Below are 24,822 nucleotides of genomic sequence, written 5' to 3'. Positions count from 1 at the left end.
TACACATATATCCAAATTACATCTTTAGTCTGATTTGAGTGTCAATAAAATACAAGTCCTTGTCAATACCGTACAGCACATTGTTGGGAACGGCATCAAACACTTCATATTGGTCGTTATGGAACTCGTCTATGTAATCCATTTCAAAGCCAAGCGCTTCCATGTATTCAACAATTTCATCTTCTGTTGCTTCCCGTTCTGCCAATATGTAAGGTTGTGTGAGAACTGCACTGAACTCTTGGCGGCTGTTATAAGAGAAGCCAATCATCTGATAGGGTACATTACTAAAGAACTTATTGTGTGCGTTAATGCGAATGAAGAAGTTCTCCAAATCATCCCCTGCATACTCAAAGTTGTTCAGCTTGATAACAGACGATTTACCGTCATGGAATACTTCATTCTCACCGCCCTTATCCATGTAGGTAATGTTGAGGTGTGACAAGTCAATCCATAAGTTGTTGGCGTTGGCAAATACTATCAGTTCTTTAATTTGCCTTCCCTTATAGCCCTCTGTTGGTTCAATTTCTCCTGTTGCTTCCTTACTTCTTCCGGTGATACAGGCTGCTTGCTCCAAGAGATTATTGATTGGCGGGTACGCTCTATCCATTGCTTGTGAAATTCATTAATGTATTCCATAATTCATATAATTATGAGTTTATGCAAATGTAACCAATCTATTTGAATCTGACAATATATAGATATATAAGTGTACTACCTTTTAATGAGATTTATTTATATTATATACCCCAACTCAAATTTGGTAGTATCTAAAATCATACCCCCGCCCCTTTAGATTTAGGTCGTGTTTCTATTTAAACTTTATGCTTTGATAAAGTAAAATTATTAGTCAGGCAGTGAGCATAAGGTATATATTATGCACTCTATAACGGTGTAACTACTCTACACCCCCTCACCCATTATTGGAGAAGTAAATAGTTTAGCGTGAATCGCTTTCCAACTCACAAGCTTTCTGAATCTCTGGAATATCAGCCTCATCTATTATTAATATATGATTCTGTATTGACAGACACAAAGACAGGTGATAAAGGAAGTTCTTCATGTCAAGCCGTCTATTTACTGCTTTATTCACTGATTACTAATCTAAAACAATATGTATGGAAGATTTAAAGATGTTATGTACGATTGGTACAATACTAATTGTGCCGTTAATTCTAATGCCGCAATTCTTTATTGGATTATTAATACTGATTGTGGCTTGCTTAGCTTTCAGATAGGGGAATTTCAAATTAACAGGATTTTATGAGAAGTTTATTCTATCTGTTAGTTGTCATTGCTACAATGATTGTGGCAATGTTATCCTTTCCTTTATTAATAGCGGGCTATATCTTATTGCTAATATATGCCTTGTTCAAAGGATAGCAGTTATTAACAAGACAATCACATTAATAATTGACGTTATGAATTTAGATTATAAAGTTGGAGAAGTAGAGCTTACATATAAGCCAACTACCAGAAACAGAAGCAAGGTTTACAGTGCTGCTGACGCTTTCCAGATTCTGCTGCCTACCTTCAAAGAAGGGACTATAGATTACAAGGAGTACTTTAAAGTATTATTCTTGAATCAAGCCAACCAGGTCTTGGGATATACACAAATATCCGAAGGTGGGATAACAGAGACAAGCGTAGATGTCAGAATGATATTGCAGGCTGCCCTACTAACTAATTCTGTATCTTTAATCTTGGCACACAATCACCCAAGCGGGAATTTAAAGCCAAGCACACTGGATATTGAGTTAACGAGATGTATTAAGGAAGCTGCCAAACTAATGAGAATTAATGTACTAGACCATATCATTATGACAAGTGAAAGCTATTATAGCTTTAGCGATGAAGGTACGCTTTAACTTGTTTGTGTTCAAATTGGGAATGTGTTCAAATTAATCTGCAAAGGTGGTTTGAACACATTCTTTTATGTTATCAATTTAATCAAAGATTATGTTACAAGCATTATTAATCGTTACATTCTGGATTATAGTTTTCTTTATTGCGTGTGCAATCTCACCTATTGTATTCTTCTTGATGATTATTTGGACTATATACAAGATTATTACGATGAAGTAGTACATGAAGTACTAATAAGGGTATCTATATACTATATATAGGTACTCTTTATTAGCTATAGCCAGTAGTATAACATTCACTTCTGTTATTAGTGAATGTTTAGCTAGTAATCAGTAGGTTAGATATTCCAACTCAAAATTAATATTCACTTTTATTAGTTTCACTATAAAACAGAACGTTATGTCACTTAAATATTCAAGTACAACAGCAGATTATCTGCAATGGAGCGAAGCGATGAACTTAATAAGAAAGTTGGCAAGGGACAGTAATTATAAGATGTCACTTCTTATTGCTTTGGGTTGCTTCACAGGTCTAAGAATTTCTGATATTCTTGCTTTGAGGTGGAATCAGATACTAGATGCAGAAGAATTTACAATTATAGAGATTAAAACAGGAAAGCAAAGGACTATTAGGATTAATATGCAGCTACAGCAACATATCAGAGATTGTTATGAGCATATAAATCCAGTTGGCATAAATGCTCCTGTATTGATAAGTCAGAAGGGAACAGTGTACACAGTTCAGAGAATCAATGTCATGTTGAAGGAGATTAAGAAGAAGTACAAGTTGCATATAGGCAATTTCAGTTGCCATTCTCTTAGAAAGACCTTTGGCAGACAGGTTTACAACATGAATAATGATAATTCAGAGCTTGCACTTGTCAAGCTAATGGAGCTATTCAATCATTCCAGTGTATCAATTACTAAGAGATACTTGGGATTAAGGCAAGAGGAATTATTAAATACTTATGACTGTCTTAGCTTCTGATAATTGGGTTGGTATGAAAGTTCAGAATTTCTACTTATATGGGGATTGGGCAAGTTTCATACCAACCTTGAATTATTGAGCAGAGACAGCTCTCAACTTTTAATAAACAATAGTTCTTGCAAATTAAACAGCTTTTAGTAACTTTGTAGCAATTTCAGACTTCTATGGAGATAGTTCTGAAAGGACATAGTTAACGAAGAGCGTTTGATATATTATCCTTAATCTGAAATCTGGACAATGTTATTTTGATATATGATAAAACACTATAAATAAGTGTTTTATATAAGTAACTCTTGAAATAAAGAAACAAAACAGGAACAGAAACATTTTTTTTCGTGATTTCCCGTTTTTTTGGTTGCATTACTTTTCATTCTTTTCACTTGTTCGCACTCGACACCGTTTTTGATGTGTTCTCGCACAATCTTCGTCCTCTTACAATAATCGAAAACTCCAAAGTGTAGGTTTTAGCTTTCTCCCAAAGAAAATCACTTGCACAAAGATACGCTTTTTTATAAAGACATAAATATACAGACAGGCAAATATGCCTGCCTATATTTAGTTTTATTTGGTTTAGCATATATATGACTAATGACCTAAACTAAACTGTTTTTTCGGTTCTTTCAGTGCCGAATATCTTGTATGCAGCCAAAAGAGAGATAATTCCCCATTGATATTTTCTCTTTTCGCTGCAATCCCCTTTTATTCCATAGTCCCATTTGCAGATTACCCATTGCGGGTGTACTCCCACATCCTTGCATATCGACTTTCAGGCTGCCTGATGAGAATTGTATCGCAAAGGTACTTGTCATGTCTTTCTTGTATTCAAGGTCACAGCCTGACGGTTCCCGACAAAATCTCCACGCTCTGCTTGGCAGAGGTCGTATTTGGCCGTGAAACCCTGCATAAAGAGCCATGACACCTTTTGAGGCGACATAATTTTCAATCAAGCCCGAAAGTAGCTGAAATGCTACAAGAGGGAAAATAAAAACTTAAAACTTAGGATTATGGCAAACTATGCAACAAACATTTTTCACGCAAGAACAGAGAACCAAACAGACCTCGATAAGATAGAGGCTTTCTTGGACGATAAATTCAACGGCTTTGTCAATCGACAGGGCAATAGTGTGGATGCGGAATTTTCTTCACGCTGGGTTTACCCGGAAGAAGAAATCAATAAATTAGTAGAATCGTTGGATGCCAAAGACGGAGCCTATATCAAGATTCTGACCTATGAATTGGATGATGAATATGTGAGCTTCCGAATTTTCTCACAGGGGAAATGGAATATCAAGCTGTAACCATAAAATGACATGACTATGTACGAATACGAAGAAGATAGCGAAATTATCGGTGCGCACTGCACCCTGCTCACGCCCTATAAAGGCTACACTGAGGGAACGGTTGTCGGCGATTTCGGCAATAAAATAGTAGTGCGTCTTAGTAGCGGAAAAGAAGTGGTCGAGTACCGTGACGAAGTGATTATTTACGATTAGGCTCAGAATTGAATATACAGTAGAAATGTATTAAAACCAACGGAACATGAAAGTAACGATTGAACATAGCTTTTGCCCTTATTGCGATGAAGTGACAGAACTCTACTTCCGCATCATCAACACGATTCTTTTCTCAACAGACGAGACGGAACTGCGTACCGGCATGGAACACCTACAAGCAAAAACACACCTTGACGATTATTTTGTCTTTGGCTATGGCAAGCATCATTTATGGGTCTGCCAAAGACGCCCCAGCGATAAGGGAAAAATTTTCGAGCATCGCGTCATCATGGCTGAATTTTGATGACGAGCTGAACAGTCTGGGATGGGATAACCACCCAACCCAGACACCCCCATTTCCTTTTTAACAGTTCCATCTCTCTTTTTTGGCTGCGCCATATCCTTTTATATAAACCGGGTACTTGTGAAAAGCGGACGGCCACTTTTCCGACAAGCCGGGTTCTTTCCTTTTCCCCTTCTTTTCCCTCTTCTTTCTGCCGAACGGGAACATGACAGCACCCCGATACCCTGTTTCTGCTCTTTGTCGCCACTTCGTTGCCATTCCCCTCCACGTTACAGCACCCTGTCAGTCCTGCGTCCTGTTTGTTGCCGCCTCAATCCAGTACGAACGGCATCACACGGTAATCCCTGCCGATTCTTGCGAACTTGCTGCCGAAACGCACACTATTTTGCGTCGGTGGACGGACAGCCCTTTCACTTCCCCGGTAACTACGGTTTTCCGCCCTTTTTCGGAATAGTTTTTCTAACGAAGTCATCATCATTTTCCGATGCAAAGATAGTATGCAGACGGGAACGACTTTGGAAGTCTTGACCAATGGCGCAGCCGTACAATCTTCCTTTATCGAGCCTTTCGGTTTTGCCTGCGGACAAAAATAAAGAGTATTGATACGTCCGGCCTTGGTGCATCCCTTTCACTGCATCTACTTTTTGAGGCAGCGTAAAATTGATTTAATAACTTCTAAAAACAATTCGCAATGAAAAAGATTGAAAACAATTTCGTAGTAACCGGTTTCGTAGGGAAAGATGCAGAAATCCGTCAGTTCACCAACGCCAGTGTCGCACGTTTTCCTTTGGCGGTAAGCCGACTGGAGAATAATGGTCAGGAATCCAAACGTGTTTCCGCCTTTATGAATTTTGAGGCGTGGCGCAAAAACGAGAACACCGGGTCATTCGACCAGTTGACCAAGGGTACGATGCTTACCATCGAGGGGTATTTCAAACCCGAAGAATGGTGCGACAAGAGCGGTGTAAAACACAACCGTATCGTGATGGTTGCCGTCAAGTTCTATCCGCCCGTCGAAAAGGAAGAAACTCCTGAGTAACCGGAAAACAATGAAAAAGGCAAGAAACAATCCTTGCCTTGTCACGACAAAAGCGACCCGAAGGTCGCTTTTGTTTTACTCGTTACGGTATCATTGCACCATCCGTACTTTTATAAATGAGTGCAACCTACTTGTTCTCTTTTACCGCATTCATAAATGCTTTAGCCGGTTTGAATGCAGGGATGTTGTGTGCAGGGATTTTAATGGTCGTGTTCTTCGATATGTTCCGGGCTGTCTTTTCAGCTCTCCGCTTTATTACAAAGCTGCCGAACCCACGCAGGAACACCTCGTTTCCTGCAACCATCGAATCCTTCACGTTTTCCATGAACGACTCTACCACTGTCATCACAACAGCTTTTTCTATTCCGCTTTGCCGCGATATTTGGGCGACAATTTCCGCTTTTGTCATATTGTTCTTGATTTTTATGAATACGGTGCAAAATTAACAAATATCTGCCAGTTACAACAATCCGGGGTTATTTGTCATCCCGAAAACTGCTTTTGCTGAATCCCCCGAACACACCCTTCAAGAGCTTGCCGAAAACCCAAAACACCAGTAATACAATTATAATATCTCCCATAGGACTTGTTTTTATATAGTTATATCCAACATAAAGATACGAAAAATCGGCAAATTACACAAATAACCTACTGATTTTCAGTATCTATTTTTGATTTACACAGGTTCTATTTCCGTCTGCCCGGCACACGTCCCGGTGTCCGGTTAAGCCGCACCTTGTATTTGTTGAGTATGCTGTACACCGTACTCTTGCTCTTGACGCCGCTCTCTTTCCAAATGTCCGGGATTGAATAGCCATTGTTATACATATCCACGATTTTTTTATCCCGTTCCGTTTTGCTCAAGCACTTGGAGTTAACCGGTGCGCTGATGCTCTGCTGTAGGCGTATTATCTTATCCGACGACTTCCGCAAAACGGCCACTTCCTCCGGCAGTGCCCCGAACATGGTCAGCACCTCCGCCGGTGTCGTGTCCGGGAACAATTTGTTGCCGGTGTCAATCTTATCGTGGATGGATATGATGCGCACGACCTTGATACGGCATAGCTCGATCAATGCCGATAGTTCCCGTAAACCACGCACGGCATTGCTGAATTTCGACACCACCAATTCGTCGCCTCTTTCAAGATTCGACATCAGTTGCTTCCATCTCGGTCGGAGCGTCTCGTGCCCGACCGATTCTTCAATCACCTGTACACACCCGTACTGGCGCATCCATTCCTTATCCGCATCAAACGCATCGTAGGAATTCGCCTCGAATATATAACCGACTTTTGCCATATCAATATACAATATTCATGATAACAAGTGCAAATATACAAGTTTTATTCGAGTATATGAATCATACTATATTAAAAAACGAAAATCGTACATTTTTTCATGTTTTTATCTTCACTTGTTTTCATTGGTAATCATATCATTAAGTCCGATATTAAAAAATGCACAAAATACGGTTTTCTGGATACGAAGTATCAAAAATAATATATAGTTTTGCACTAAATAGTACGAAACAATATAGTATGAAAACATCAAAATCGAACTTAAAACAGCCGATAATCTTTGCCAAAATAATTGCCGTTTCGATTGCCATATTCCTATGCGCGTCATGCGACAACGGCAATGGCAAACGATTGGCGAAAGCCAAGAATGATCCTGCCGGAACATACAGGGAATACCTGTCCGACATACGCAGGCAGAAAAAACTCTCCATTAAAGAATTGACCGGACACCTCAAGCAATGGCAAACATTGAGGGATTCCGTATTCCTGTATCTCGAATGTGATACGCTTGGCCGACTTCATTCCACTGTAAGAGAAGAGTGTGAACAGGTACATGATTCCATCCGCATGGAATTTTCACGGATGGTGCTGTCTCAGACACGCACTTATAAGGATATACTGTGGGTAAAAGAACAAATCTCGCCGCATCTTGAAGACAAAGAGTTGCACCGTGCGGCTGAAACAATCCGGCCGTTCTTTGCCTCATTGGATAACCAGCCCGTCAGTCAGAGAAACCGACAACACATTCTTGCCACTTATCGAACTACCCTTGCTGAAACGATTGATTACGGTATTCATTGTATGGCAGACCTGACGACCTTTATCGAAAAGGAGGATGCTGTGTACCGGGCATTCCTTTCACGTCTGCCTGATTTCGACGGCGAGAATCTTTCCGACATCACGCATGACACGGAACGATGCTGCGCACAGGTATTCCTTGCCGCCGAACGGAACGACATCACCTATCGCAATGCCATGATTTATTTGGCCATGCGCACCAACCGCAGGCTGATTCAGAATGTCCGAACCTGTATCGACGACATCTGCAATAAAAAAGTCAAGACACCGGCACAGGCACAAGCTTACATCTGGATGCTTCTCCAGCCTTATTCGTCGTTGGACGGTTTCTGCCTGGCGTTGCTTTCAGCCGAAGAAAGAGAGCAACTCGATATGCTTGCCTCGCAGACACCCGACGCTTTCAGGGAGTTGGGCAGGATGCTGCACCCCGGAGACAACCGCTTGGACGAGCTGCCCGGAATGCTGATGGAAGCATTCATACACACGCTGTAAAATATAACAACAGAAAAATATATGAATATGTTACGACATTTTTATAATGACTTCATGGCATTCGTCCCCCTGCAACTTCCGCAGTTGCTCGATGTGACGACGATGGAAGAACCGCAGTTCTACGGCGACTATGTGCTGCTTACGTTTCCGTTGCGCACCCCTTACGAACTGGACGAAGTAATGGATATGTTTGAGGACGACATGGAGTTGATCACGCTTTACCACCATATCCCGATGCGGACGGAAAAATTCGGTCATAGCACTTGTGCATACTCCAATCCCGCTTTCGGACAGATGTTCAAGATGAACGCCAAGACGGATGCCGAGGGCAATGTAAACAGCATCCTTGTTACCATCTATGATTCTTTGGAGCAGATGTACGGGGACCTATGCCTCGATTTGGAACTTCACTCCAAAAGCGGGTTCCTGAAATACAAGAAAGACAAGTCCGACGTGCTGATGAATTTCATATGAGAGAAACTTTATACCGACAGATGGTCTATTGCATCAACACCTACCGGACGTGGATAGAGGTTGCCGATGACAATCTCTACAAGGAGCATATCATCTCAAGAACCGACCGCACCGACTACCTCGTTTCCCGTACATTGGTACTGCGTGCCTTCAAGACGAACGGCATACACGCCGAGGGTATGACATGGACTATTCCCGAACACGAACTGGACAAGGCTTTGGCCATCTACCGAAAGCAAGACAGTACATTCAAGCAGCGCATCAAGAAAGCGGCCATGTACTTTTCGCCCAAGGATGCCGAAACCCTTATCCGGCTGGCAACATACGGCATTATCCAATTGGAACTCATTGTGTGTCCCGCTCCCATACCCGAAAAGCCCTATTACTTATGTTACTGAATATCCTGCTACTCATTTTCTGCGTGATACCTTTCGGGGTATCCATGTCATTGTACAAGAACAACAAGCGGTTCATGGCAACCTTTTACATGGCAATGGCACGAAGCGGCAACGCCCGTAAACTATATGTGCAAGTATGGCTGATATGCCTGCTTCTTTTCCATTATGTATATGCCTGTGGACACATGGGCGAGTTTGGAATCCTACTCTCTACCGGTGTCTGTGCCGCGATGTTCTCGTTCCGACGGACGGACAACTGGTTACGCAGGTTGCTTGACCGCCCCCGTGCATTTGTCACACTCGCGTCGGTCGCACTGGTCATCGGCTTTGTGCCGCATCTGTACACCTTGGCAATAACCATTGCCTATCTTCTTCTGGCAGCCCTGTTCTATCCCTCCGTTCGGGTCATGTCCGAATGCAAGGATACGGGCACACTTTCCGGATGGGCAAAGCATCCCGGAATGTTGTCAGAATCCTATCACGACAATCATCACGCAAATCTGCCGCATGAAGCGTACAGCGGCAACACTGATATATCCGCACAATATGAATCATTAAAACCGAATGAAAATGAAAAATAACCAAAAGATACCTGTTTCCATATTGGCAGACAGGGAGGTATTCGAATATCTCAAGGAGAAAGGGGATGAACGCAAAACACGCACCGAAGCGTACTGTGACCTGTTGGACAAATCACTGGTAGGTTTCGTCTCCCCGTTTTTAAGAAAGAAGGACTACGTGCTGCAACCCAACCAGTGCCACCTGACCGTTTCCGACCTCGCATCGGAGTGGCATTGGCACAGGGCTACTGTCCGTTCTTTTTTGAGTGCAATGGAGGCATTCGGCTTGCTGACCCGCATCCAGCTTCCCAAAAGCGTGGTCATTACCATGACCGTACAATCCGGTCAGGCAGCACAGCCCCGCAATGCACAGGAGCAGCCGGACTTTACCGGACAGCTCCGTGAGGTATTGTCCGATTGGGTAATCGGCAAAACGACCGCTGCCGAAACCGGCACAGCGTGTGGACAACTCGTAAGTCAGGCGATGTCCGAAACTGCCGACCGTGACACCGGACTCTGTTCGGACACCCATTCCAACACGACCTCCGCACATTCCGGCACTTTGGTCACGGAACATCGTGAAACAGCCTTGTGCTGCATTGCCCACGCCGCCCTGCAAAAAATCCTGCACAAGTCGAGATTCGATGACAGTTCGCCGCTTGTGGATTTCTTCCGGTTTGACCTCGGTGAAGAATGGGCTGCTTTCATCGAGTCTGCCAAAGACCTCGCCGGGCTGATTCTCGACACCGAGGCATCAGTGACGGACTTCGACATGGACGAGGACAAAGAACGCTTCAAATCGCTTTGCAAACCCTTTTTATCGCTTCTGGCGAAGGCACAGGCGATGGTGGATTGAACCGGGAGTCGAAAACAGATTGTATAACGCGAACAATCCACCTCCATCCCTTAACGGTTATCCTGCCGGTTATAAGAGGCACACGGGCTTGCCCGTCTGCCACGAAACAAAGGGAAGGGGGAGCCTAATACCCCGACCGTCTATCGACCGTCGGAAGGCTGTCCGTTCAAGCAGCAAGCTGGGACAGGGCGGATTGTCCGAAACAACACGAAAAGAGTATGGCAGATCAAAAACAGGTACTTGATGTGAAGGTGTCGAAAGGCATCACCGCAGCCCAGAGCAACGAACATTTGCGCGATCGCAGTGAAAGGGCGGAAAAGTACGCTATGGATAAGGGGAATTACGACCCCACACGCAAACACCTGAACTTCGAGATTGCACCCGGAGGCAAGGTACGTCCCATCGACACGAGCCGCAACATTCCCGAACGGATGGCGGACATATTGAACAGGCGCGGGATTAAAGACCCCAACGAAGGACTGGCAGAACCGAAGTACCGCACGGTGGTGAACTTCATTTTCGGCGGTTCCCGTAAGCGGATGCACGAACTCGCGTTCGGCACGCAGAACGTGGATTTTGATGAAGGTGCGGACAATACCCGTATCAAAAGAATGAGCGATATTGAACGCTGGGCGAAAGACGTCTATTCATTCGTGAGTGGCAAATATGGCGAGCAGAACATCGCCGCATTCATCGTACACCTTGACGAATTGAACCCTCATGTGCATTGTACTTTGTTGCCAATCAAAGACGGCCGTTTTGCGTACAAGGAAATATTCGCCGGTAAGGACAAGTTTGAATACAGCGCAAGGATGAAACAGCTTCATACCGACTTTTTCACCGAAGTCAATACAAGGTGGGGAATGTCGAGAGGAACAAGCATATCCGAAACAGGCGCACGGCACAGGACTACCGAAGAATACCGCCGTATGCTATCGGAAGAATGTACGACCATCGAGGAAAATATCAGCCGTCATCAAAAAATTTTGGCTGACCTCCAATCGGACATCCGTCTGGCAGAGCGCAGGGTCAAGGGGCTTACGACAATGGTCGATAACCTTGAGAAGTCGAAAGCCGAAAAAGAGGTCCTGCTATCGGCAGCCGAACAGGATTTGAAAGCGAACAAGGGCGATGCGGAACAATTAGCCGCACAAGTGAAAAGTCTGGAAAAAGAACTGGCTGGAATCAACTGGCAACTGGCAGACAAGCAGGAGAAATTGCAGACGGCTGACCGGCAGCTTGCCGAGCTGAAAGAGAACATGTATGCCATTGAGGAACGTACCGGGGAACTCAAGGAGGAAGCCTACAAATACTCCCATGATGTACATTCCAAAGTGGACACGTTGCTCAAGGATGTCCTGCTGGAAAATGTGGTCGGCGAGTATAAGAACGTATCGGCACAGATGGACGTGGCGGAACGGCAACTGTTCGACGGCTCGCTCGTCCAGTCCATAGCGGAACAAGGTACGGACGTGATGCACTGCGCGACGATGCTGTTTCTCGGTATGGTCGATGATGCCACCACTTTTGCCGAAACTCGTGGCGGCGGAGGTGGCGGCAGCGACCTGAAATGGGGGCGCGACGAGGACGAGGACAACCGTGCATGGGCACTCCGCTGCATGAGGATGGCGAGCCGCATGATGCGTCCGGCCATTGGCAAGAAACCTAAACGGTAAGTGGCATACGCCTTACTACAAATCAAAAAGTATAACGAATAATATCATTGGAATATGACGAAACAAATCTTTTTTATATTGGCCGTGCTTTGCACGTTGCAGGCACAGGCAAGTGTACGACCCATACAGGTGGATACTGTACAACATACACCGTACTATGATGTCTCGGAGAAACTGCAACCGATACAGCCCGTCTATCTTGATGGAGTGGTACTTCCGGCATCCCGGACTGGCAACTGGTTTGTCAGCATTGCCGGGGGTACGTCCGCCTTTCTCGGCACACCTCTCGGCTGCGAAGACCTCTTCGGACGCTTGAAACCCTCGTACAGCTTCGCAGTCGGAAAATGGTTCACTCCGTCCGTCGGCGCACGTATCAATTACAGCGGTGTGCAGTTCAAAGATGGCACATTGTCCAATCAGGACTACCACCATATCCATGCGGATCTGCTGTGGAATGTCCTTGGCCGCAGATATGCCCGGCAAGAACAGGTACGCTGGAATCTTGCTCCCTTTGCCGGTGTCGGCCTGCTGCACAACGCCTCTAACGGGAATAATCCCTTTGCCGTTTCGTATGGCGTACAGGGAGAATATCGGATATCCAAACGAGTAAGTGCCATATTGGAACTCTCCGGCACGACCACCTTTCAGGACTTCGATGGTTACGGACGCCCGAACCGCCTCGGCGACCACATGGTATCGCTGACCGCCGGTTTCACGTTTCATCTCGGAAAGGTCGGTTGGAAACGCGCGGTTGATGCGACATCTTACATTCGTCAGAATGAGTGGCTCGTGGATTATGCCAATGTCTTGTCCGGAGAAAACAAGCGTTATAAAGACTGGTACGACCGCAACCGACGGACGCTCGCAGAATTGCAGAAAATTCTGGAAATAGAAGGCTTGCTTGACAAGTACGGTCATCTGGTTAATGACGATGAGACCGACCGCCGTCAAGGTTATCCCAGAAATAATTACAGCGGATTGAACTCACTTCGGGCAAGATTGAAAAACCGGCATTGGGATGGAATATCGCCACTTGATTCTGCAAGTATTGTATATGGCAACAACGGAGATGATTCCGAAAAACGGGGCATAATCGTCTCTGAAAGGACGGAACTCATACAAGCCGGAAATTGCATCGGGTCGCCTGTCTATTTCTTTTTCAATCTCAACACGGCGCACCTGACGGATGCTTCCCAAATGCTTAACCTTGATGAACTGGCTCGCGTGGCCAAGAAATACGGATTATCCGTGAAAGTAACTGGTGCGGCCGACAGTTCGACTGGAACTCCCGTGCTTAATGGTTCATTAAGCACATTGAGAGCGGATCATATCGTTGCAGAATTAGAAAAGCGTGGCATACCAATCGAACGCATCGTCAAGGTAAGCAGGGGGGGCATAGCCGACCATGTGCCGGTCGAAGCCAACAGGCATACGAAAGTAGAGCTGTTCTTTTAGTTCTTACATTCATTGTTATCAAGTCCCTCAATCCATAATTCGGATTGCAGGGACTTTCTGGTAAATAGCTGTCATGACATTATCAATGAGAGTAATAAGATTATAGGTTTACTGAATTCTGATTACGATTCGTATGACTGATAATATTTTTTGTCGAATTATGGAAAAATCCGCTTACGAGTACAAGATATTCCGGTAGAATTCCATTCTTTCCCCAGAGCAGTTCTATCCCGAAAAGTTCCGAGAGAGTACGTGCTATATCGAACCCGAATGCTTCAAGCGAGGGACGTACTTTGTCCGGATGCAGACAAGGACGGTTGCACTTGCGGGCACATTCCGCACCGTGACAATATAAACACTTGCCGACATAGGCGAATGCCCGACCTCCGAATCTGAGTTCCAGTTTCAACAGTTCTTTTTCTACCCTGATTCGTTCAGGCCTGATTAACTCTTGTGATTTGTCTATCGGGATGCCTTTTTCGATAGGAACAATTTTGGTAGCTATAAGATAGGCATACTTGTATTGGCGCAGAAATTCTCCGGTATCGAAATCGAACGGCGGACATCCCCAACTATTACCGTAGTTGGGGCATTGTTTGCAAAATTCGACAAAACGTTTTTCGTCTCGGAAGCGTGAAATGTATTCGTCCACGCTTATATTTGCCGTGAAATTCTCTGTTACATATCCTTTTTTCATTGCTTTACTTTAATGAAACCTGTTATGATATCGAACGTCACGCAATTATTTCGGAAGAGCCGTTCAATGCAGTCGCTCCGACGCATCTCCTCGGTCAACAGAACCGGTTGTCCGGGAAAAGGACTATAAAGGCTATATCGAGTGATGTGCCGGTTTATCGGCTCGAGTCCATTGCAACGGTAAAATATTTGTTTGAGCATGCGCATATAAATCAGATGATTCGAGTGAATAGGTCAAGCTGGTGCAATAACGTGAAAGTAAAGAAGATGCCGATGACCAGGCACAGCGTAATGAGCAACGCATCGAGCACATGGGCCGAGGGTTTCATCGGCCGGTCGGCGTTGCTTCGGACATACTCCCGAAAGAAGATGTAGAGTGCAGGTATGGTGCTGCACGCCAGCAGGTAGTCTTCGGGGATGCCGAAGAAGTAGACTTTCGACAGACCGATGAGTGCCCAGTGGCAGAGGAACATCGCCAGCACGATATTGACCCGCTCCGAGAAGGCGAGCATCAGTCCGATGGTGAAGACCGCCACCGAACAGGGCATGACGGGCGAGGTCATTATGGGGAATTCGTGGCCCAGCGCCAGCGAGCAGAGTGGATATATCAACGGCATGACAAGGAGCAGGATAGCGAATGCGTTGTGCTGGCCGGTGCGTTCGAGCGAGGCGTGCTTCACCAGCAGCTCATAGATCCATATTCCACCCATTATGGCCCAGAAAAGCGCCAGCATGCCGTGATATTCGCGCGGACGGCAATAGATCATGTAATAGACTCCGGCGATCCAGAAGTTGAGAAACGCCATGAAGAGTTTCATGGCGATCCGTACTGCGGGCGTCGGACGGAGGTAGAGTAGCACAAGCAGCATGGCCGCCACGAGCGTGAAACCGATCTGCGCAGGCCAGGTTGCGGCATTGTAGGCCGCGATCGTGTTCCAAAAGATTTCCATAACCTAACTATTTTTTCGTGTGCGTCGGGTCATCGAGAAAGCCCGGCGTTTGAAGATGAATATCGGCAGCGTGGCACCGGCGGCAAGCAGCGCAATGACACTCAGCGATACGGTGGCATTGAGAAAGAACTGTTGCATGTAGCGCATACCCTCGTCGGCCCGATCGAGCGACTGGAGGAACATGATGAGCGAGAAGACCGTCTTGTAGGCGTAGATGCCCGGCACCATCGGCAGCAGAGCCGGAATGTAGAGGCAGGTCATCGGGCAGCGGACGCCGCGGCCGAGCCACAGGCTGCCCATGCCGATTGCAAAGGCCGCGAAAAGCGATGCGGTGGCGATATCCAGTGCGGCACAGTGTATCAGCGTGAAACGCAAGGCGTGGCCTATGGCGGCAAGCAGGGCGATGCGTGGAAAGGCCCGCATCGGCGGGTCGGAGATGGCCCCGAATCCGATGGCGGCGACAGCGGCGAAGAGGCCGTCGAGCAGAATATCCGTCACGATCATAGCAGCGAATCTTTAACCATTAACAAAGTGGCCGACAAACCGACGGCGATGCAGACAATCTGCAGCAGAGCGTTAACCAGCCGGCTGCCCCCCATGAGGACGTGTCCTTCCATGATGTCGATGACCCCGTTGATGAGCGGCACGCCCGGCACGAGGAAGAGCGGACTTGTTGCCAGCGCTATCTCGGCCGTGCAGTCGAACCGCAAGGCTGCCGTGGCGCAGAGCGAGGCGACGAAAGCCGAGCAGGCGAAGACGAGGAAGTGATTGACAGCGTGGGCCTGCATGCGCTGTTTGACGGCGAAGCCCACGAGTGTCGCCGTGAAGACGATGCCCACGGCCGTCCAGTCGCCGCCGAAGAGCTTGCAGAATGAGGCGTTGGCCAGCCCGACGACCACGAGCGTGAAGATTGGGTCCATGCGCGGTTTGTCAACCAGCGTCCGGTAACGGCTGCGGATCTCGTCGAGCGAGAGGCCCTCGTCCAATGCGTCCCAGCTCAGGGCACTCAGATCGGAGTTACGCTCGAAACTGATGGGGAGCGACGGGATTGCCACAACACGGGTTGCGGACTCGCCGCTTACGGTGTCGAGCACCGTCAGTATCGTACTCTTTTGGAAACTCGATAACTGAACGTCCACACCCAGCGCCTCGCCGATCCGTTGCGCATTGCGTATTACCCGAGAGGTGTGCACACCCGAACCGAGTTGATAGGTCGCATATTCGGCGATGAAACCGAGTATATCGCAAAGTTCCTGCTGCGTTTTCATATGCGGATCATTATTTATCGGGCTTTTACCATACCTGTCGCGGTATCGAACGTCACGGAATTATTACGGAACAGCCGTTCGATGCAACCGCTCCGGCGCATCTCTTCGGTCGGCAGGCACGACAGGCAGGGCGGGTCGATAAGGGCTATCGCATCGGTGAGCGACAGGGCGATATCCAGCTCGTGAGTGGAAAAAAGGATGCACTTGTTTTCTTCATGCGCCAGCCGTGCCAGTAGCGTACACAATTCGTAGCGGTTGGGCATATCGAGAAACGAGGTGGGTTCGTCAAGTAGGATAATCGGCGTATCCTGCGCCAATGCCCGTGCAATCATGATGCGCTGGCACTCGCCGTCCGACATCCTGTCCATCGTGCGTTCCGCATAGTCCTCCATGCCTACCGAGGCGAGCGACCGCATAACGATCTCCGTGTCGGCCTTCTGCATCCTTCCTATCCAATTGGTATAGGGTGCGCGGCCGATAGCCACGACGTCCTCGCATTTGAGGTTGGCGATGCGTGTGCGCTCGGTCGTGACGAATGCCAGTGTTCTTGCCCTCTCTGCAACCCGCATATCGGCGGCGTTATGCCCGTCGAGCAGGATTCGACCGGCATAACGGCGGTTCAGTCCGGCGATGGCGCGGAGCAGCGTCGATTTGCCCGTGCCGTTGCGCCCGATAAGGGCTGTCAGTTTGCCTTTTTCTATGGTGGCTTCCACCTCGCAGAGCAAAGTTCGCTCGCCGTAGCCTATGGAAAAATCGTGTAACTCTATCATGCTGTAACGGATTTGTTGCGCAAGACCACCCACACCACAATGGGGATTCCCAGCAATGCGGTGATGGCGTTGATCGGCAGGGTGAACAGTTTGGAAACAAGGTCGCAAAGCAGCAGCACGGAAGCACCCGAAAGAACGGTTCCCGGCACGAGCACCCGATGGTCACTGTTGCGGAACAGCATCCGCGTGACGTGGGGCATGGCCAGCCCGATGAAACCTATCGGACCGCAAAAGGCGGTCACAGTGCCGGCCAGCAACGTCGTGGAGAGGAACAGCAGTCCGCGTGAGCGACGAACGTTCAGCCCCATCGTCACGGCATACTCCTCGCCGAACAGCAACAGGTTGAGCGGCTTGATCGTCACCACCGCCAACAACAGTCCGGTGGCAATCGACGGGATAAGCACTGCAAGCTGGTTGAAGGTCACATCGCCGAGCGACCCCATCGTCCAGACGACGAACATTTTCAAGGATTCATCGTTGGCAACATACTGCAATATTTGGACAATCGCACCGATTCCCGACGAGAACATCATGCCGAGAATCAGAATTACCATGATATCCTTGATGCGGTGTCCGACGGCGGCGATGACGACCAGCACGATTGCCGCTCCGAGCCATGCCGCCCCAGCGATGCCTATCGACGAGCCGACACCGGCGAGTACGACGAGTGCCACGCCGAGGCTCGCGCCCGAACTGATGCCGAGCACGTAGGGGCCGGCAAGCGGATTGCGGAAGAGGGTTTGCATCTGGAGTCCGCTGACCGACAGGGCGGCTCCGGCCAGCAACGCGACCACCGCCTTAATCAGTCGGATATTCAGTATGATTTTCGCCGTCGCTCGCGGACAATCGCCGCCCGTCAGGGCCGCCCAAACATCACCGAGCGGTACGGCGACAGCCCCCACCGCCAAATCCAGCAAAAACAGGAAAAGGGTGAGGGCAGCCAGTGCGGTAAACAATAGGACGGAACGGGAGCGCATCTATTTCAGTTGCTTGTAATAGACGAAATCTTCCTCGACCAGTTCGGGGTGGAATATCTTCACGAGGTCTCGCAGCACGAGGTCGGGATTTACGACTGCAGACTCATAGTAGTCGTTGCCGCCAGCAGCATTGGTGCGGGCGTTGTTGTTATAGACCTGTCCACCACGGAAACAGCGGGTGTCGATGAACTTCGGGCAGGCGGCTCGCAGCTCGTCGAGCGTGTTCGCCATACCCACATGCAGCCACATATCGGCTTGCGAGGCCAGCAGGTAGGCTTCCTCCAGGTCTATGGGCACCGAGGCATTGCCCGTGTTCTTTTTGTAGATGTAATCGCCTCCGGCATCTTTGACCATTCGGGCGACATAGCTTTCGGTCGAGGGCATGAACCAGCTGTCGCCGTAAGGGGTGTTGAGCATCACCGACGGGGCATCGAGAACATTGTCCGCTACTTTCTTTCTCAGGACATTGTATCTGACGGGGATTTCCGCGAATACTTTTTCGCCCTCCGCCCGTTTTCCGATGATCTCCGAAAGTGCCAACAGCCATTCGGCTTTGCCCAGCGGCGATTCTTCGAGGTAATCGCCGACGTACATGAACGGAATATCCAGTTCTTTGAGCTTGCCCTCCATCGAGCTTGCCCCGTTCACGCCGTAGAGCAGCACGAGGTCAGGGTCGAGCGAGAGCAGCAATTCGTAGTTGATATTCCCTTCGTAGCCTACATCTCCAACGCTGTCCCGCCGTGCCTGAATGTCGGGATTGGAGATGTAGTCGATGCCTGACACGCCGACTACGCGTCCCGTTTCACCGATTGCGTCGAGCATGGCGATATGGGTAGAGGACATGCAGATGATGCGCTCGGCATCTTTTCCGAGCACCTGACCGGTGAAATCTTCGGGTACGCTTTCTCCGTCACGGGCGATGAACAGGTATGTGGTAATGCTGTCAGCTCCCTGCCAAGGGTTCGTGACGGTAACCAATACGCTCTTTTTGCCGTCTGCACCTTTTATGTCAAACCCCGAAGCGTATTCGGGTGTATAGACCGCTCGGTTGAAATCGGCAAGTTTGGAACTCTTATCATGGCAGCCTGTGAATGTCAGTACAAGCAGCAATATCAGGCTCAGATTTTTCAATGCTTTCATATCGTTACAAATTTGTGTTTACGGACTTTTTCTTGTTTTTCCCGAACTTCGGGGTGATACCGATGAACAGCTCGAAGTTGATGCCGGGCATGGGGCGCGAGAGTACCGAGAGGTAATCTTCATTGAAAAGGTTGTTGACGGCGAATTTCAACTGCACGTCCACCGGTTTGAAAAAGAGGTTTTTCTCCAAGGAGACGTTGCTCATGAAATATTCGGGCAGGTGTCCTGTCAGCGTATAGTCGTTGCTCGACATGGTGAAACGCTCCGAGTAGAACGCCCACTTGTAAAGGAACGCCCACGACCGCCACGACAACCGTCCTGTCAGCGAGGCGGAATGCTCCGGCACGTAGGGTAACTGTTTGCCCACCGACTGGTCAGCAGGTGACATTTTCTCGCCCTCGTTGATAGAGGGTGTCCACGAATAGGAACCGTTCAGGTCAATGAGCCAATCCTTTGCCGGCTGCACGGCCAGGTTCGCCTTGACCTCGATGCCGTAGGCGTGTACCTTCTTCACGTTGCGGGGCGAAAAGAAGCCTTTGGTGGTGGGCAGCCAGATAATCCAATCGTCGATGTAGGAATCGAACCAGTTCACGCCGCCGCTCAACTTATAGACATTTTCTTTGCCGACCTCGAAACTTACACCTGCATCGTAGCTGAAACCATGCTCGTTTCTCAGATTGGGATTGCCACCGGGCAGAAAATAGAGGTCATTCAGCGTCGGGAAACGGTAATTGCGTGAAACAGAAGCTTTGAGCATCACATTCCCTTTCGGAGAAATGATGCCGTCAATAAAAAAAGCCGGTATAAGCGGAGCCCACTCGGAACCGTACATTTCTTCTCGCAACACAACCGACATGCCAAGCCGGTCTATCGGTTGCCACTTGGCAGATACGGAGCCGGAAAGTTCCACGCGTCCTTTGTCATAGCCCACGATGGCTTTGCCTCCGTCCTGCAAGATGATATTCTTGTCCTCACTGCGTACCAAATGCTGGTGAGCCGATACGTTAGCGGTGAAAAACCAACGTTTTGTCGGACTGTATTCACCTTCAGCCTGCCCGTAGAACGTATTTACCTTGCTACGGGAACGGGTCATCGACGCCCAGTTATCAGGTGCGACCTCACGCTTGTAGTCGTAGGCCATCCATGTGTGTATGTAACCGCCTTTCACGCCGAGTTTCCAGTTGCTTTTGATATGATCCCACGAAAGGACACTGCGGAAAGTCTGTTCCCGCTGGCGGTTCTCGAAGTCGGTTGCATCTCCGTAGTCGGTCGTCAACATCGGAAGTTCCCGGTTGGAGTTGATATACCATGCGTTCAGGCCTAATTTGTCGCCTTTGCGGGTGTTGTAATAGACCTCTTGAAGCAGGTGCAGGTCCTTGAACGCCCCGGAGCGGTTGCGCTCTTTAGGGTGATACTGCCCGATGATGTTCTTGTCCTCGTCGTAGATGTTTATCTTCTTGTCGTGGTTGGTGTACTTGTAATCGTTGGGCGAGGAAGAATAGACCGCACGGGTGGAGATGTGCCACCGCTCGCTTCCGTAGGTGAAGCGGGCGAACTCGTCGAATGTCCGGAACGATCCGATGCCCTGCACGTACTGGGCGTTGAACCCTTCGGCAACGGTGGGGGTGGTACCAAGCTTAACCAGACCGCCCAGTCCACCGCCAGTCTCGTTCACCGATGAAGTACCGTGCAGCAGCGATGCGTTGTCTATGAAGTAGGACGGAATGGTGGAGAAGTCTGTCATGCCGAGCATGGGGTTGTTGATGCGCATGCCGTTCCATGTCACTTGCGTGTGTGAAGGCGACGTTCCTCGGAACGCGACGGTCGAGAGCGTGGCGCGTCCGTAGCTCTTGACGAATACGGACGAGTTGAACGTCAGGATGTCGGCCATCGAGAGGGCGATGTTCTCTTTCAGTGCGAGTGAATCGAACTTCGTCTTCTGCACACCGATTTCTTTCATCGGCCGATGTCCGATGACCGTGACTTCCGGTATGGTAAGATGCCAGTCCGACCGCTTTTTGCTTTCCGTCTGCTGCGCGAAGAGTGTCGTGGGGAGACATGCTGCCAAAGCGAAGAACAGATATAGTCTTTTCATATTGCCTCCTTTCTTATTTCCAACAAAATGCACCGGGGATAATCCCGACATAAAATTCATCTATCAATTTCCCTTCGGGCGAGTAGCGGTAAATCATGCCCTGCTGCTGGTAGTCGATGGCATCGGCGATGTATACTTCCCCGTTGGCGGGGTTTACCGTCAGTCCGTAATAAATCGTGCCGCTGTATTCGAGGAACGGACGCACCGGCACATGGCTGGCTGTCACGTCCATGCTCCAAATGGCCTTGTTGATCCAGTAGAGTTTGTCCCTGTCGCCATTGAGCTGTACCTCCGAGGGCCAGTCGCCCAACTTGAACTTGAACTGCTTCTCCACCGTGAATGTCTCGGCGTCGATGCGGTAGAGCGACGGGGCTTCGTAACCGTAGGGGCTGCCTTCGTAACCGCCGTCGGTCACCGTCCACATCTTGTTGTACTTGTCCATGACCAGCGATGTCGGTTGTATGCCGACCTTCAGTTCATCGACCACTTGGTCGGTTTCGGTGTCGATTTTGATGATGCGGTTCTGATACGACCAGCAGTTGCAATAGACGTATTTGCCGTACTGCACCATCTGCTCCGTCGAGCCGCTTTCCATCGTCATGTCCGGCACTTGAATGTAGCCGGTAATTTCATATTTCTTCGGGTTGATGATGAAGATGCGGTTGTCCCACAGTTGGGTGACGTAGGCTTTTTCGTCGCTTAGGAAATGAATGTAGCGCGGCGAGGTCAGGTTCTCGATGCGTCCCACCTCCTTGAAGGTGTTCAGGTCGATGGCGAAAATCACGTGGGAGTTGTTCACCACGACCCAGCCCTTGTTGTCGTAGATGGTCATCGACTGCGCCACGTCGCCGAGTTTCATGCCGTTGGCACGGAAGAAGATTTCGTTCTGTACCTGTTTGGTCGCAGGGTCGTAATAGGACAAGGTAGCATTGCCGTACTGGAAGTTGCCCTCGTTGGTGATGAACAGTCCGGCTCCCGTGGCATTGAAGTCTTCTACGGCATCGCCGTAGTCCCACTTCATGCAGGATGTCAAGGATAGTGTCACTCCGACAACTACGCTCCATAGCAGATATTTCAATTGGTGATAGGTCATACCGTTATTTTTATAGTTAATCCCCGGTAGTCTTACCTTACGGTAAGCATACCGAGGATTGGCAGAAAACTTATTGTTTGGTTATCTATTCGGCAGGCTTGTACTTCCCGTCTTTCATATCTTGGTATGTGGGGTTATAAGCACATTCTCTGACAGACCATTGAGATTCTCCTGTTAGAACATTGTTTTCAAACAGGTATTTGAAAGAACTGAAATCGCTAACATCTCCTTGCCCGCTTATACTAATCCCTTTTACTGATTTGAGACCTGAAAAATCAATGGACAAAATACCATTAGAACCAAAATCAGAATACGGGCATGTTATTGAAAGATTTTCGGATATTGATTCAACGGTAGGATAAGACACCTCATCAGCCGTCATACCCCATACAACAGTAGATGTTACAATATTAAACAGTCCGTTTATCGTTTTTAATTTGGGACATAAAATATTAGTAACATCAATCTTAAACTCAATTTGTGTATTTGCTCCATCCGTCCCAATGCTTTCCAAACTGGTAAACTCAATATCATTCTTAAGATAATCAGTCGTAACCGAACATGAACCGAGAATTTTTTTCAATGACGGGAAGGTAATATTATTTGCATTCGTATTATTTTCTAATGTTAAAGTACCTCCTATTTCCTGCAATTTAGGAAATTCAATTTCCGCACCCGTATCAACACTTCCCGAATTCAATGCAATAGTCATATTTCCTGCCACACGAATAAATGGCATAACAAATTCTTTTACATAAAAATAATCTTTGCATTGGAAGTCGCCCTCTATATTTGAGATTCCCTCAAGAGTCAATTCGGTCAATCGAGAATTTTTAGGAAGCAGAAGAAGGCTACCGTTAAATGTTTCCGAACCTACGATTTTATTTAGTTGCTTACATTGTAGGGTAAGTGTATTTCCGTTAAAATTTATCTGGGACAAATCCAGTTCTTCTATGAGCAGATTACTTAAAGTCATATCACCGAGTACATCTTTCAAAGAAGATATATTAAACTTATTGACTTTATTCGCATCCACACTGGTCTCTCCGCAGGAAATAAGACCGGGAAGTTCAACAATGGAAATCTCTTTGCAATTTTTTATAGTCAGTCCTCCAACCGAATGTAATTCGGTCATTGCAAGACTTCCGATGGAGGACATATCGGAGAATGAGGCAGTACCGGCCACACTTTCCAATGCCGGTAGATAAATTCCTTGCAGTTTGGGAAAATATTGGACTGTAAGTTCATTCCCGACCCGTTTGAGCGCTGAGAAAACAATGGCTTCGGTTGTCGCTGATTCTTTTTGTGCTACCGAACCTTTGACAATTAAGGAAGCTCCGACAGATTCAACGGCATTTGCATCCAAATCAAGCAAAGCATCGGAGGTTATATACATATCCTCACCAATGAACTCGACTTTGGGTATGGATATTTTTTCAATGACAGAACTGTTAACGACAAAATCGCCGGTCACTCCAAGCAAAGAGGGCAGATTAACCGTTTTGAGCGTTATGTTTTTACTGGTAGAAGTTGTCGATCCTAATTTGAAACTTCCGAGTTGTTCCAGATTATCCAACCCCGTCAAATCCGTTCCTTTGTAAGACGGATTGATGACAAGGGAGTTACTGATTTGTTTCAGGTTGGCAAGTCCGTCCAGATTGGTGATTTCTTCTCCGTCTGCCGTTCCGATGGTCAGGCTGCCTTCGATTTTGTTTATTCCTGTCTTGGCAAAATTATCCACCTCGGATTGCGTGGCAAGTACCACGCTGCCGCTCTGTTCGATGTCTGCATATTGATAAGTATAGGAATATACTTTGCTCTCCTGCATTCTGGAGGTGACTACGAATTTCCATTCATTCTCCCAATCCTCTATGGTCGATGGATTCGGGTTAATAGAGGCTCCCTCGCAAAGGGCATACTCTACGGTAGCCCCTTTCAGACTGGTATTATAAGGTATCTCAACTGTAATCTTGTCCCCGACTATCATGGCTTGATAGGTAATGCCATCTACAGTTAGAGCAAACTCGGAGATGAAGTGATCCTTGCCGTCTATTCCGCTTACTTCAGGGTCGTCATCACTACATGCAGCAAGGCAGAGCGTAGCGAAACAGAATAGGATGAAATGATATATTTTGTTCAT

Annotated in this window: 29 protein-coding genes and 1 pseudogene; 13 read left to right on the top strand and 17 right to left on the bottom strand. The window is 47.8% G+C overall.

Annotated features, from left to right (window positions below):
- Nucleotides 1–16: 16 nt before the first annotated feature.
- The gene (locus tag I2I04_RS20710; protein WP_008649615.1) at nt 17–607 is read right to left on the bottom strand and encodes a hypothetical protein; all 591 of its coding nucleotides are present in this window, start codon (nt 605–607) and stop codon (nt 17–19) included.
- Between the two features lie 811 nt (nt 608–1,418).
- Between I2I04_RS20710 and I2I04_RS20705 the strand changes: the two genes are divergently transcribed.
- The gene (locus I2I04_RS20705) at nt 1,419–1,865 is read left to right on the top strand and encodes a JAB domain-containing protein (protein WP_008649616.1); all 447 of its coding nucleotides are present in this window, start codon (nt 1,419–1,421) and stop codon (nt 1,863–1,865) included.
- Nucleotides 1,866–2,262: 397 nt separating this feature from the next.
- The gene (locus tag I2I04_RS20700; protein ID WP_120081157.1) at nt 2,263–2,850 is read left to right on the top strand and encodes a tyrosine-type recombinase/integrase; all 588 of its coding nucleotides are present in this window, start codon (nt 2,263–2,265) and stop codon (nt 2,848–2,850) included.
- Between the two features lie 620 nt (nt 2,851–3,470).
- On the opposite strand, the gene I2I04_RS20695 is transcribed toward I2I04_RS20700, so the two are convergent.
- Together I2I04_RS20695 and I2I04_RS23440 are read right to left on the bottom strand one after the other, a co-directional pair.
- On the bottom strand, nt 3,471–3,659 hold the full coding sequence (locus I2I04_RS20695) for a hypothetical protein (RefSeq protein ID WP_195366463.1): 189 nt from the start codon (nt 3,657–3,659) through the stop codon (nt 3,471–3,473).
- Entirely contained in the window at nt 3,656–3,784 is a 129-nt protein-coding gene (locus I2I04_RS23440) for a hypothetical protein (protein WP_255553107.1), read from the bottom strand. The genes I2I04_RS20695 and I2I04_RS23440 overlap by 4 nt, the downstream gene beginning before the upstream one ends.
- Before the next feature lie 70 nt (nt 3,785–3,854).
- On the opposite strand from I2I04_RS23440, the gene I2I04_RS20690 reads away from it, so the two are divergent.
- From I2I04_RS20690 to I2I04_RS20680, 3 genes are read left to right on the top strand one after another with little or no spacing between them, the layout of a single operon-like run.
- Nucleotides 3,855–4,148: a hypothetical protein gene (locus I2I04_RS20690; RefSeq protein ID WP_195366462.1), complete on the top strand. Its 294-nt coding sequence runs from the start codon at nt 3,855–3,857 to the stop codon at nt 4,146–4,148.
- An 18-nt stretch (nt 4,149–4,166) separates the two neighbouring features.
- Entirely contained in the window at nt 4,167–4,343 is a 177-nt protein-coding gene (locus I2I04_RS20685) for a ribonuclease P (protein ID WP_107031495.1), read from the top strand.
- Nucleotides 4,344–4,389: 46 nt separating this feature from the next.
- A complete protein-coding gene (locus I2I04_RS20680; protein ID WP_195366461.1) occupies nt 4,390–4,647 on the top strand; it encodes a hypothetical protein in 258 nt (85 codons plus the stop codon).
- Nucleotides 4,648–4,707: 60 nt separating this feature from the next.
- Here I2I04_RS20680 and I2I04_RS20675 read toward each other — a convergent pair whose 3' ends face one another.
- The gene (locus I2I04_RS20675; RefSeq protein ID WP_195366460.1) at nt 4,708–4,905 is read right to left on the bottom strand and encodes an RNA helicase; all 198 of its coding nucleotides are present in this window, start codon (nt 4,903–4,905) and stop codon (nt 4,708–4,710) included.
- Between the two features lie 433 nt (nt 4,906–5,338).
- Here I2I04_RS20675 and I2I04_RS20670 point away from each other — a divergent pair, with 433 nt between their 5' ends.
- A complete protein-coding gene (locus tag I2I04_RS20670; protein ID WP_195366459.1) occupies nt 5,339–5,686 on the top strand; it encodes a single-stranded DNA-binding protein in 348 nt (115 codons plus the stop codon).
- Between the two features lie 127 nt (nt 5,687–5,813).
- Here the strand turns inward: I2I04_RS20670 and I2I04_RS20665 are convergent, their stop codons facing one another.
- Nucleotides 5,814–6,107, bottom strand: a complete 294-nt coding sequence (locus tag I2I04_RS20665; RefSeq protein WP_272204886.1) for an HU family DNA-binding protein — start codon at nt 6,105–6,107, stop codon at nt 5,814–5,816.
- A 266-nt stretch (nt 6,108–6,373) separates the two neighbouring features.
- Nucleotides 6,374–6,985, bottom strand: a complete 612-nt coding sequence (locus I2I04_RS20660) for a recombinase family protein (protein ID WP_195457670.1) — start codon at nt 6,983–6,985, stop codon at nt 6,374–6,376.
- 239 nt (nt 6,986–7,224) lie between these two features.
- Here I2I04_RS20660 and I2I04_RS20655 point away from each other — a divergent pair, with 239 nt between their 5' ends.
- From I2I04_RS20655 to I2I04_RS20625, 7 genes are all read left to right on the top strand, one after another.
- Nucleotides 7,225–8,274 carry a hypothetical protein gene (locus I2I04_RS20655; RefSeq protein ID WP_032939452.1) on the top strand — a complete coding sequence of 350 codons (1,050 nt, stop codon included), beginning with the start codon at nt 7,225–7,227 and terminating at the stop codon, nt 8,272–8,274.
- 27 nt (nt 8,275–8,301) lie between these two features.
- Complete coding sequence (locus tag I2I04_RS20650; protein ID WP_008669455.1) at nt 8,302–8,748, top strand: hypothetical protein; 447 nt, start codon at nt 8,302–8,304, stop codon at nt 8,746–8,748.
- Nucleotides 8,745–9,146: a hypothetical protein gene (locus tag I2I04_RS20645; RefSeq protein WP_008669454.1), complete on the top strand. Its 402-nt coding sequence runs from the start codon at nt 8,745–8,747 to the stop codon at nt 9,144–9,146. The genes I2I04_RS20650 and I2I04_RS20645 overlap by 4 nt, the downstream gene beginning before the upstream one ends.
- Nucleotides 9,137–9,727 carry a hypothetical protein gene (locus I2I04_RS20640; protein ID WP_008669452.1) on the top strand — a complete coding sequence of 197 codons (591 nt, stop codon included), beginning with the start codon at nt 9,137–9,139 and terminating at the stop codon, nt 9,725–9,727. The genes I2I04_RS20645 and I2I04_RS20640 overlap by 10 nt, the downstream gene beginning before the upstream one ends.
- Entirely contained in the window at nt 9,717–10,562 is an 846-nt protein-coding gene (locus I2I04_RS20635) for a hypothetical protein (protein ID WP_016278628.1), read from the top strand. Before I2I04_RS20640 ends, I2I04_RS20635 begins: the two co-directional genes overlap by 11 nt.
- 218 nt (nt 10,563–10,780) lie before the next feature.
- Complete coding sequence (gene mobV / locus I2I04_RS20630; protein WP_016278627.1) at nt 10,781–12,238, top strand: MobV family relaxase; 1,458 nt, start codon at nt 10,781–10,783, stop codon at nt 12,236–12,238.
- Nucleotides 12,239–12,292: 54 nt separating this feature from the next.
- A complete protein-coding gene (locus tag I2I04_RS20625; RefSeq protein ID WP_016278626.1) occupies nt 12,293–13,693 on the top strand; it encodes an OmpA family protein in 1,401 nt (466 codons plus the stop codon).
- Between the two features lie 100 nt (nt 13,694–13,793).
- Here I2I04_RS20625 and I2I04_RS20620 read toward each other — a convergent pair whose 3' ends face one another.
- The 11 genes and pseudogenes from I2I04_RS20620 to I2I04_RS20575 all read right to left on the bottom strand — a co-directional run bounded on the left by I2I04_RS20620 (nt 13,794) and on the right by I2I04_RS20575 (nt 24,822).
- Nucleotides 13,794–14,390: a DUF2284 domain-containing protein gene (locus I2I04_RS20620; protein WP_016278625.1), complete on the bottom strand. Its 597-nt coding sequence runs from the start codon at nt 14,388–14,390 to the stop codon at nt 13,794–13,796.
- A pseudogene (locus I2I04_RS23700) lies at nt 14,387–14,485 on the bottom strand (ABC transporter ATP-binding protein); the annotation flags it as partial. The gene I2I04_RS20620 and the pseudogene I2I04_RS23700, both read right to left, overlap by 4 nt.
- Before the next feature lie 116 nt (nt 14,486–14,601).
- Nucleotides 14,602–15,339 (bottom strand): DUF6064 family protein, encoded by a 738-nt coding sequence (locus I2I04_RS20615; RefSeq protein ID WP_016278624.1) that lies wholly within the window; start codon nt 15,337–15,339, stop codon nt 14,602–14,604.
- Between the two features lie 3 nt (nt 15,340–15,342).
- Nucleotides 15,343–15,843: a threonine/serine exporter family protein gene (locus tag I2I04_RS20610; protein WP_008782454.1), complete on the bottom strand. Its 501-nt coding sequence runs from the start codon at nt 15,841–15,843 to the stop codon at nt 15,343–15,345.
- Complete coding sequence (locus tag I2I04_RS20605) at nt 15,840–16,607, bottom strand: threonine/serine exporter family protein (protein ID WP_016278623.1); 768 nt, start codon at nt 16,605–16,607, stop codon at nt 15,840–15,842. Before I2I04_RS20605 ends, I2I04_RS20610 begins: the two co-directional genes overlap by 4 nt.
- Before the next feature lie 14 nt (nt 16,608–16,621).
- On the bottom strand, nt 16,622–17,377 hold the full coding sequence (locus I2I04_RS20600) for an ABC transporter ATP-binding protein (protein WP_008782458.1): 756 nt from the start codon (nt 17,375–17,377) through the stop codon (nt 16,622–16,624).
- Complete coding sequence (locus I2I04_RS20595) at nt 17,374–18,354, bottom strand: FecCD family ABC transporter permease (protein WP_008782459.1); 981 nt, start codon at nt 18,352–18,354, stop codon at nt 17,374–17,376. Before I2I04_RS20595 ends, I2I04_RS20600 begins: the two co-directional genes overlap by 4 nt.
- Nucleotides 18,355–19,494: an ABC transporter substrate-binding protein gene (locus I2I04_RS20590; protein ID WP_008782460.1), complete on the bottom strand. Its 1,140-nt coding sequence runs from the start codon at nt 19,492–19,494 to the stop codon at nt 18,355–18,357. It abuts the gene before it with no gap.
- A gap of 4 nt (nt 19,495–19,498) precedes the next feature.
- On the bottom strand, nt 19,499–21,589 hold the full coding sequence (locus I2I04_RS20585) for a TonB-dependent receptor (protein WP_016278621.1): 2,091 nt from the start codon (nt 21,587–21,589) through the stop codon (nt 19,499–19,501).
- A gap of 13 nt (nt 21,590–21,602) precedes the next feature.
- A complete protein-coding gene (locus tag I2I04_RS20580) occupies nt 21,603–22,682 on the bottom strand; it encodes a glutaminyl-peptide cyclotransferase (RefSeq protein ID WP_004320571.1) in 1,080 nt (359 codons plus the stop codon).
- A gap of 85 nt (nt 22,683–22,767) precedes the next feature.
- Entirely contained in the window at nt 22,768–24,822 is a 2,055-nt protein-coding gene (locus I2I04_RS20575; RefSeq protein WP_195655793.1) for a DUF4971 domain-containing protein, read from the bottom strand.

This window comes from Bacteroides sp. 1001136B_160425_E2 (assembly GCF_015559655.1).
Taxonomy (GTDB): Bacteria; Bacteroidota; Bacteroidia; order Bacteroidales; family Bacteroidaceae; genus Bacteroides; species Bacteroides luhongzhouii.
This window is presented reverse-complemented; position numbering and strand designations above follow the sequence as displayed.

What these genes read in the sequence shown, in the direction of transcription:
- I2I04_RS20710 (WP_008649615.1), bottom strand. Translation starts at nt 607, where the DNA reads ATGGATAGAGCGTACCCGCCAATCAATAATCTCTTGGAGCAAGCAGCC.
- I2I04_RS20705 (WP_008649616.1), top strand. Translation starts at nt 1,419, where the DNA reads ATGAATTTAGATTATAAAGTTGGAGAAGTAGAGCTTACATATAAGCCA.
- I2I04_RS20700 (WP_120081157.1), top strand. Translation starts at nt 2,263, where the DNA reads ATGTCACTTAAATATTCAAGTACAACAGCAGATTATCTGCAATGGAGC.
- I2I04_RS20695 (WP_195366463.1), bottom strand. Translation starts at nt 3,659, where the DNA reads ATGACAAGTACCTTTGCGATACAATTCTCATCAGGCAGCCTGAAAGTC.
- I2I04_RS23440 (WP_255553107.1), bottom strand. Translation starts at nt 3,784, where the DNA reads ATGTCGCCTCAAAAGGTGTCATGGCTCTTTATGCAGGGTTTCACGGCC.
- I2I04_RS20690 (WP_195366462.1), top strand. Translation starts at nt 3,855, where the DNA reads ATGGCAAACTATGCAACAAACATTTTTCACGCAAGAACAGAGAACCAA.
- I2I04_RS20685 (WP_107031495.1), top strand. Translation starts at nt 4,167, where the DNA reads ATGTACGAATACGAAGAAGATAGCGAAATTATCGGTGCGCACTGCACC.
- I2I04_RS20680 (WP_195366461.1), top strand. Translation starts at nt 4,390, where the DNA reads ATGAAAGTAACGATTGAACATAGCTTTTGCCCTTATTGCGATGAAGTG.
- I2I04_RS20675 (WP_195366460.1), bottom strand. Translation starts at nt 4,905, where the DNA reads ATGGCAACGAAGTGGCGACAAAGAGCAGAAACAGGGTATCGGGGTGCT.
- I2I04_RS20670 (WP_195366459.1), top strand. Translation starts at nt 5,339, where the DNA reads ATGAAAAAGATTGAAAACAATTTCGTAGTAACCGGTTTCGTAGGGAAA.
- I2I04_RS20660 (WP_195457670.1), bottom strand. Translation starts at nt 6,985, where the DNA reads ATGGCAAAAGTCGGTTATATATTCGAGGCGAATTCCTACGATGCGTTT.
- I2I04_RS20655 (WP_032939452.1), top strand. Translation starts at nt 7,225, where the DNA reads ATGAAAACATCAAAATCGAACTTAAAACAGCCGATAATCTTTGCCAAA.
- I2I04_RS20650 (WP_008669455.1), top strand. Translation starts at nt 8,302, where the DNA reads ATGTTACGACATTTTTATAATGACTTCATGGCATTCGTCCCCCTGCAA.
- I2I04_RS20645 (WP_008669454.1), top strand. Translation starts at nt 8,745, where the DNA reads ATGAGAGAAACTTTATACCGACAGATGGTCTATTGCATCAACACCTAC.
- I2I04_RS20640 (WP_008669452.1), top strand. Translation starts at nt 9,137, where the DNA reads ATGTTACTGAATATCCTGCTACTCATTTTCTGCGTGATACCTTTCGGG.
- I2I04_RS20635 (WP_016278628.1), top strand. Translation starts at nt 9,717, where the DNA reads ATGAAAAATAACCAAAAGATACCTGTTTCCATATTGGCAGACAGGGAG.
- mobV (WP_016278627.1), top strand. Translation starts at nt 10,781, where the DNA reads ATGGCAGATCAAAAACAGGTACTTGATGTGAAGGTGTCGAAAGGCATC.
- I2I04_RS20625 (WP_016278626.1), top strand. Translation starts at nt 12,293, where the DNA reads ATGACGAAACAAATCTTTTTTATATTGGCCGTGCTTTGCACGTTGCAG.
- I2I04_RS20620 (WP_016278625.1), bottom strand. Translation starts at nt 14,390, where the DNA reads ATGAAAAAAGGATATGTAACAGAGAATTTCACGGCAAATATAAGCGTG.
- I2I04_RS20615 (WP_016278624.1), bottom strand. Translation starts at nt 15,339, where the DNA reads ATGGAAATCTTTTGGAACACGATCGCGGCCTACAATGCCGCAACCTGG.
- I2I04_RS20610 (WP_008782454.1), bottom strand. Translation starts at nt 15,843, where the DNA reads ATGATCGTGACGGATATTCTGCTCGACGGCCTCTTCGCCGCTGTCGCC.
- I2I04_RS20605 (WP_016278623.1), bottom strand. Translation starts at nt 16,607, where the DNA reads ATGAAAACGCAGCAGGAACTTTGCGATATACTCGGTTTCATCGCCGAA.
- I2I04_RS20600 (WP_008782458.1), bottom strand. Translation starts at nt 17,377, where the DNA reads ATGATAGAGTTACACGATTTTTCCATAGGCTACGGCGAGCGAACTTTG.
- I2I04_RS20595 (WP_008782459.1), bottom strand. Translation starts at nt 18,354, where the DNA reads ATGCGCTCCCGTTCCGTCCTATTGTTTACCGCACTGGCTGCCCTCACC.
- I2I04_RS20590 (WP_008782460.1), bottom strand. Translation starts at nt 19,494, where the DNA reads ATGAAAGCATTGAAAAATCTGAGCCTGATATTGCTGCTTGTACTGACA.
- I2I04_RS20585 (WP_016278621.1), bottom strand. Translation starts at nt 21,589, where the DNA reads ATGAAAAGACTATATCTGTTCTTCGCTTTGGCAGCATGTCTCCCCACG.
- I2I04_RS20580 (WP_004320571.1), bottom strand. Translation starts at nt 22,682, where the DNA reads ATGACCTATCACCAATTGAAATATCTGCTATGGAGCGTAGTTGTCGGA.
- I2I04_RS20575 (WP_195655793.1), bottom strand. Translation starts at nt 24,822, where the DNA reads ATGAACAAAATATATCATTTCATCCTATTCTGTTTCGCTACGCTCTGC.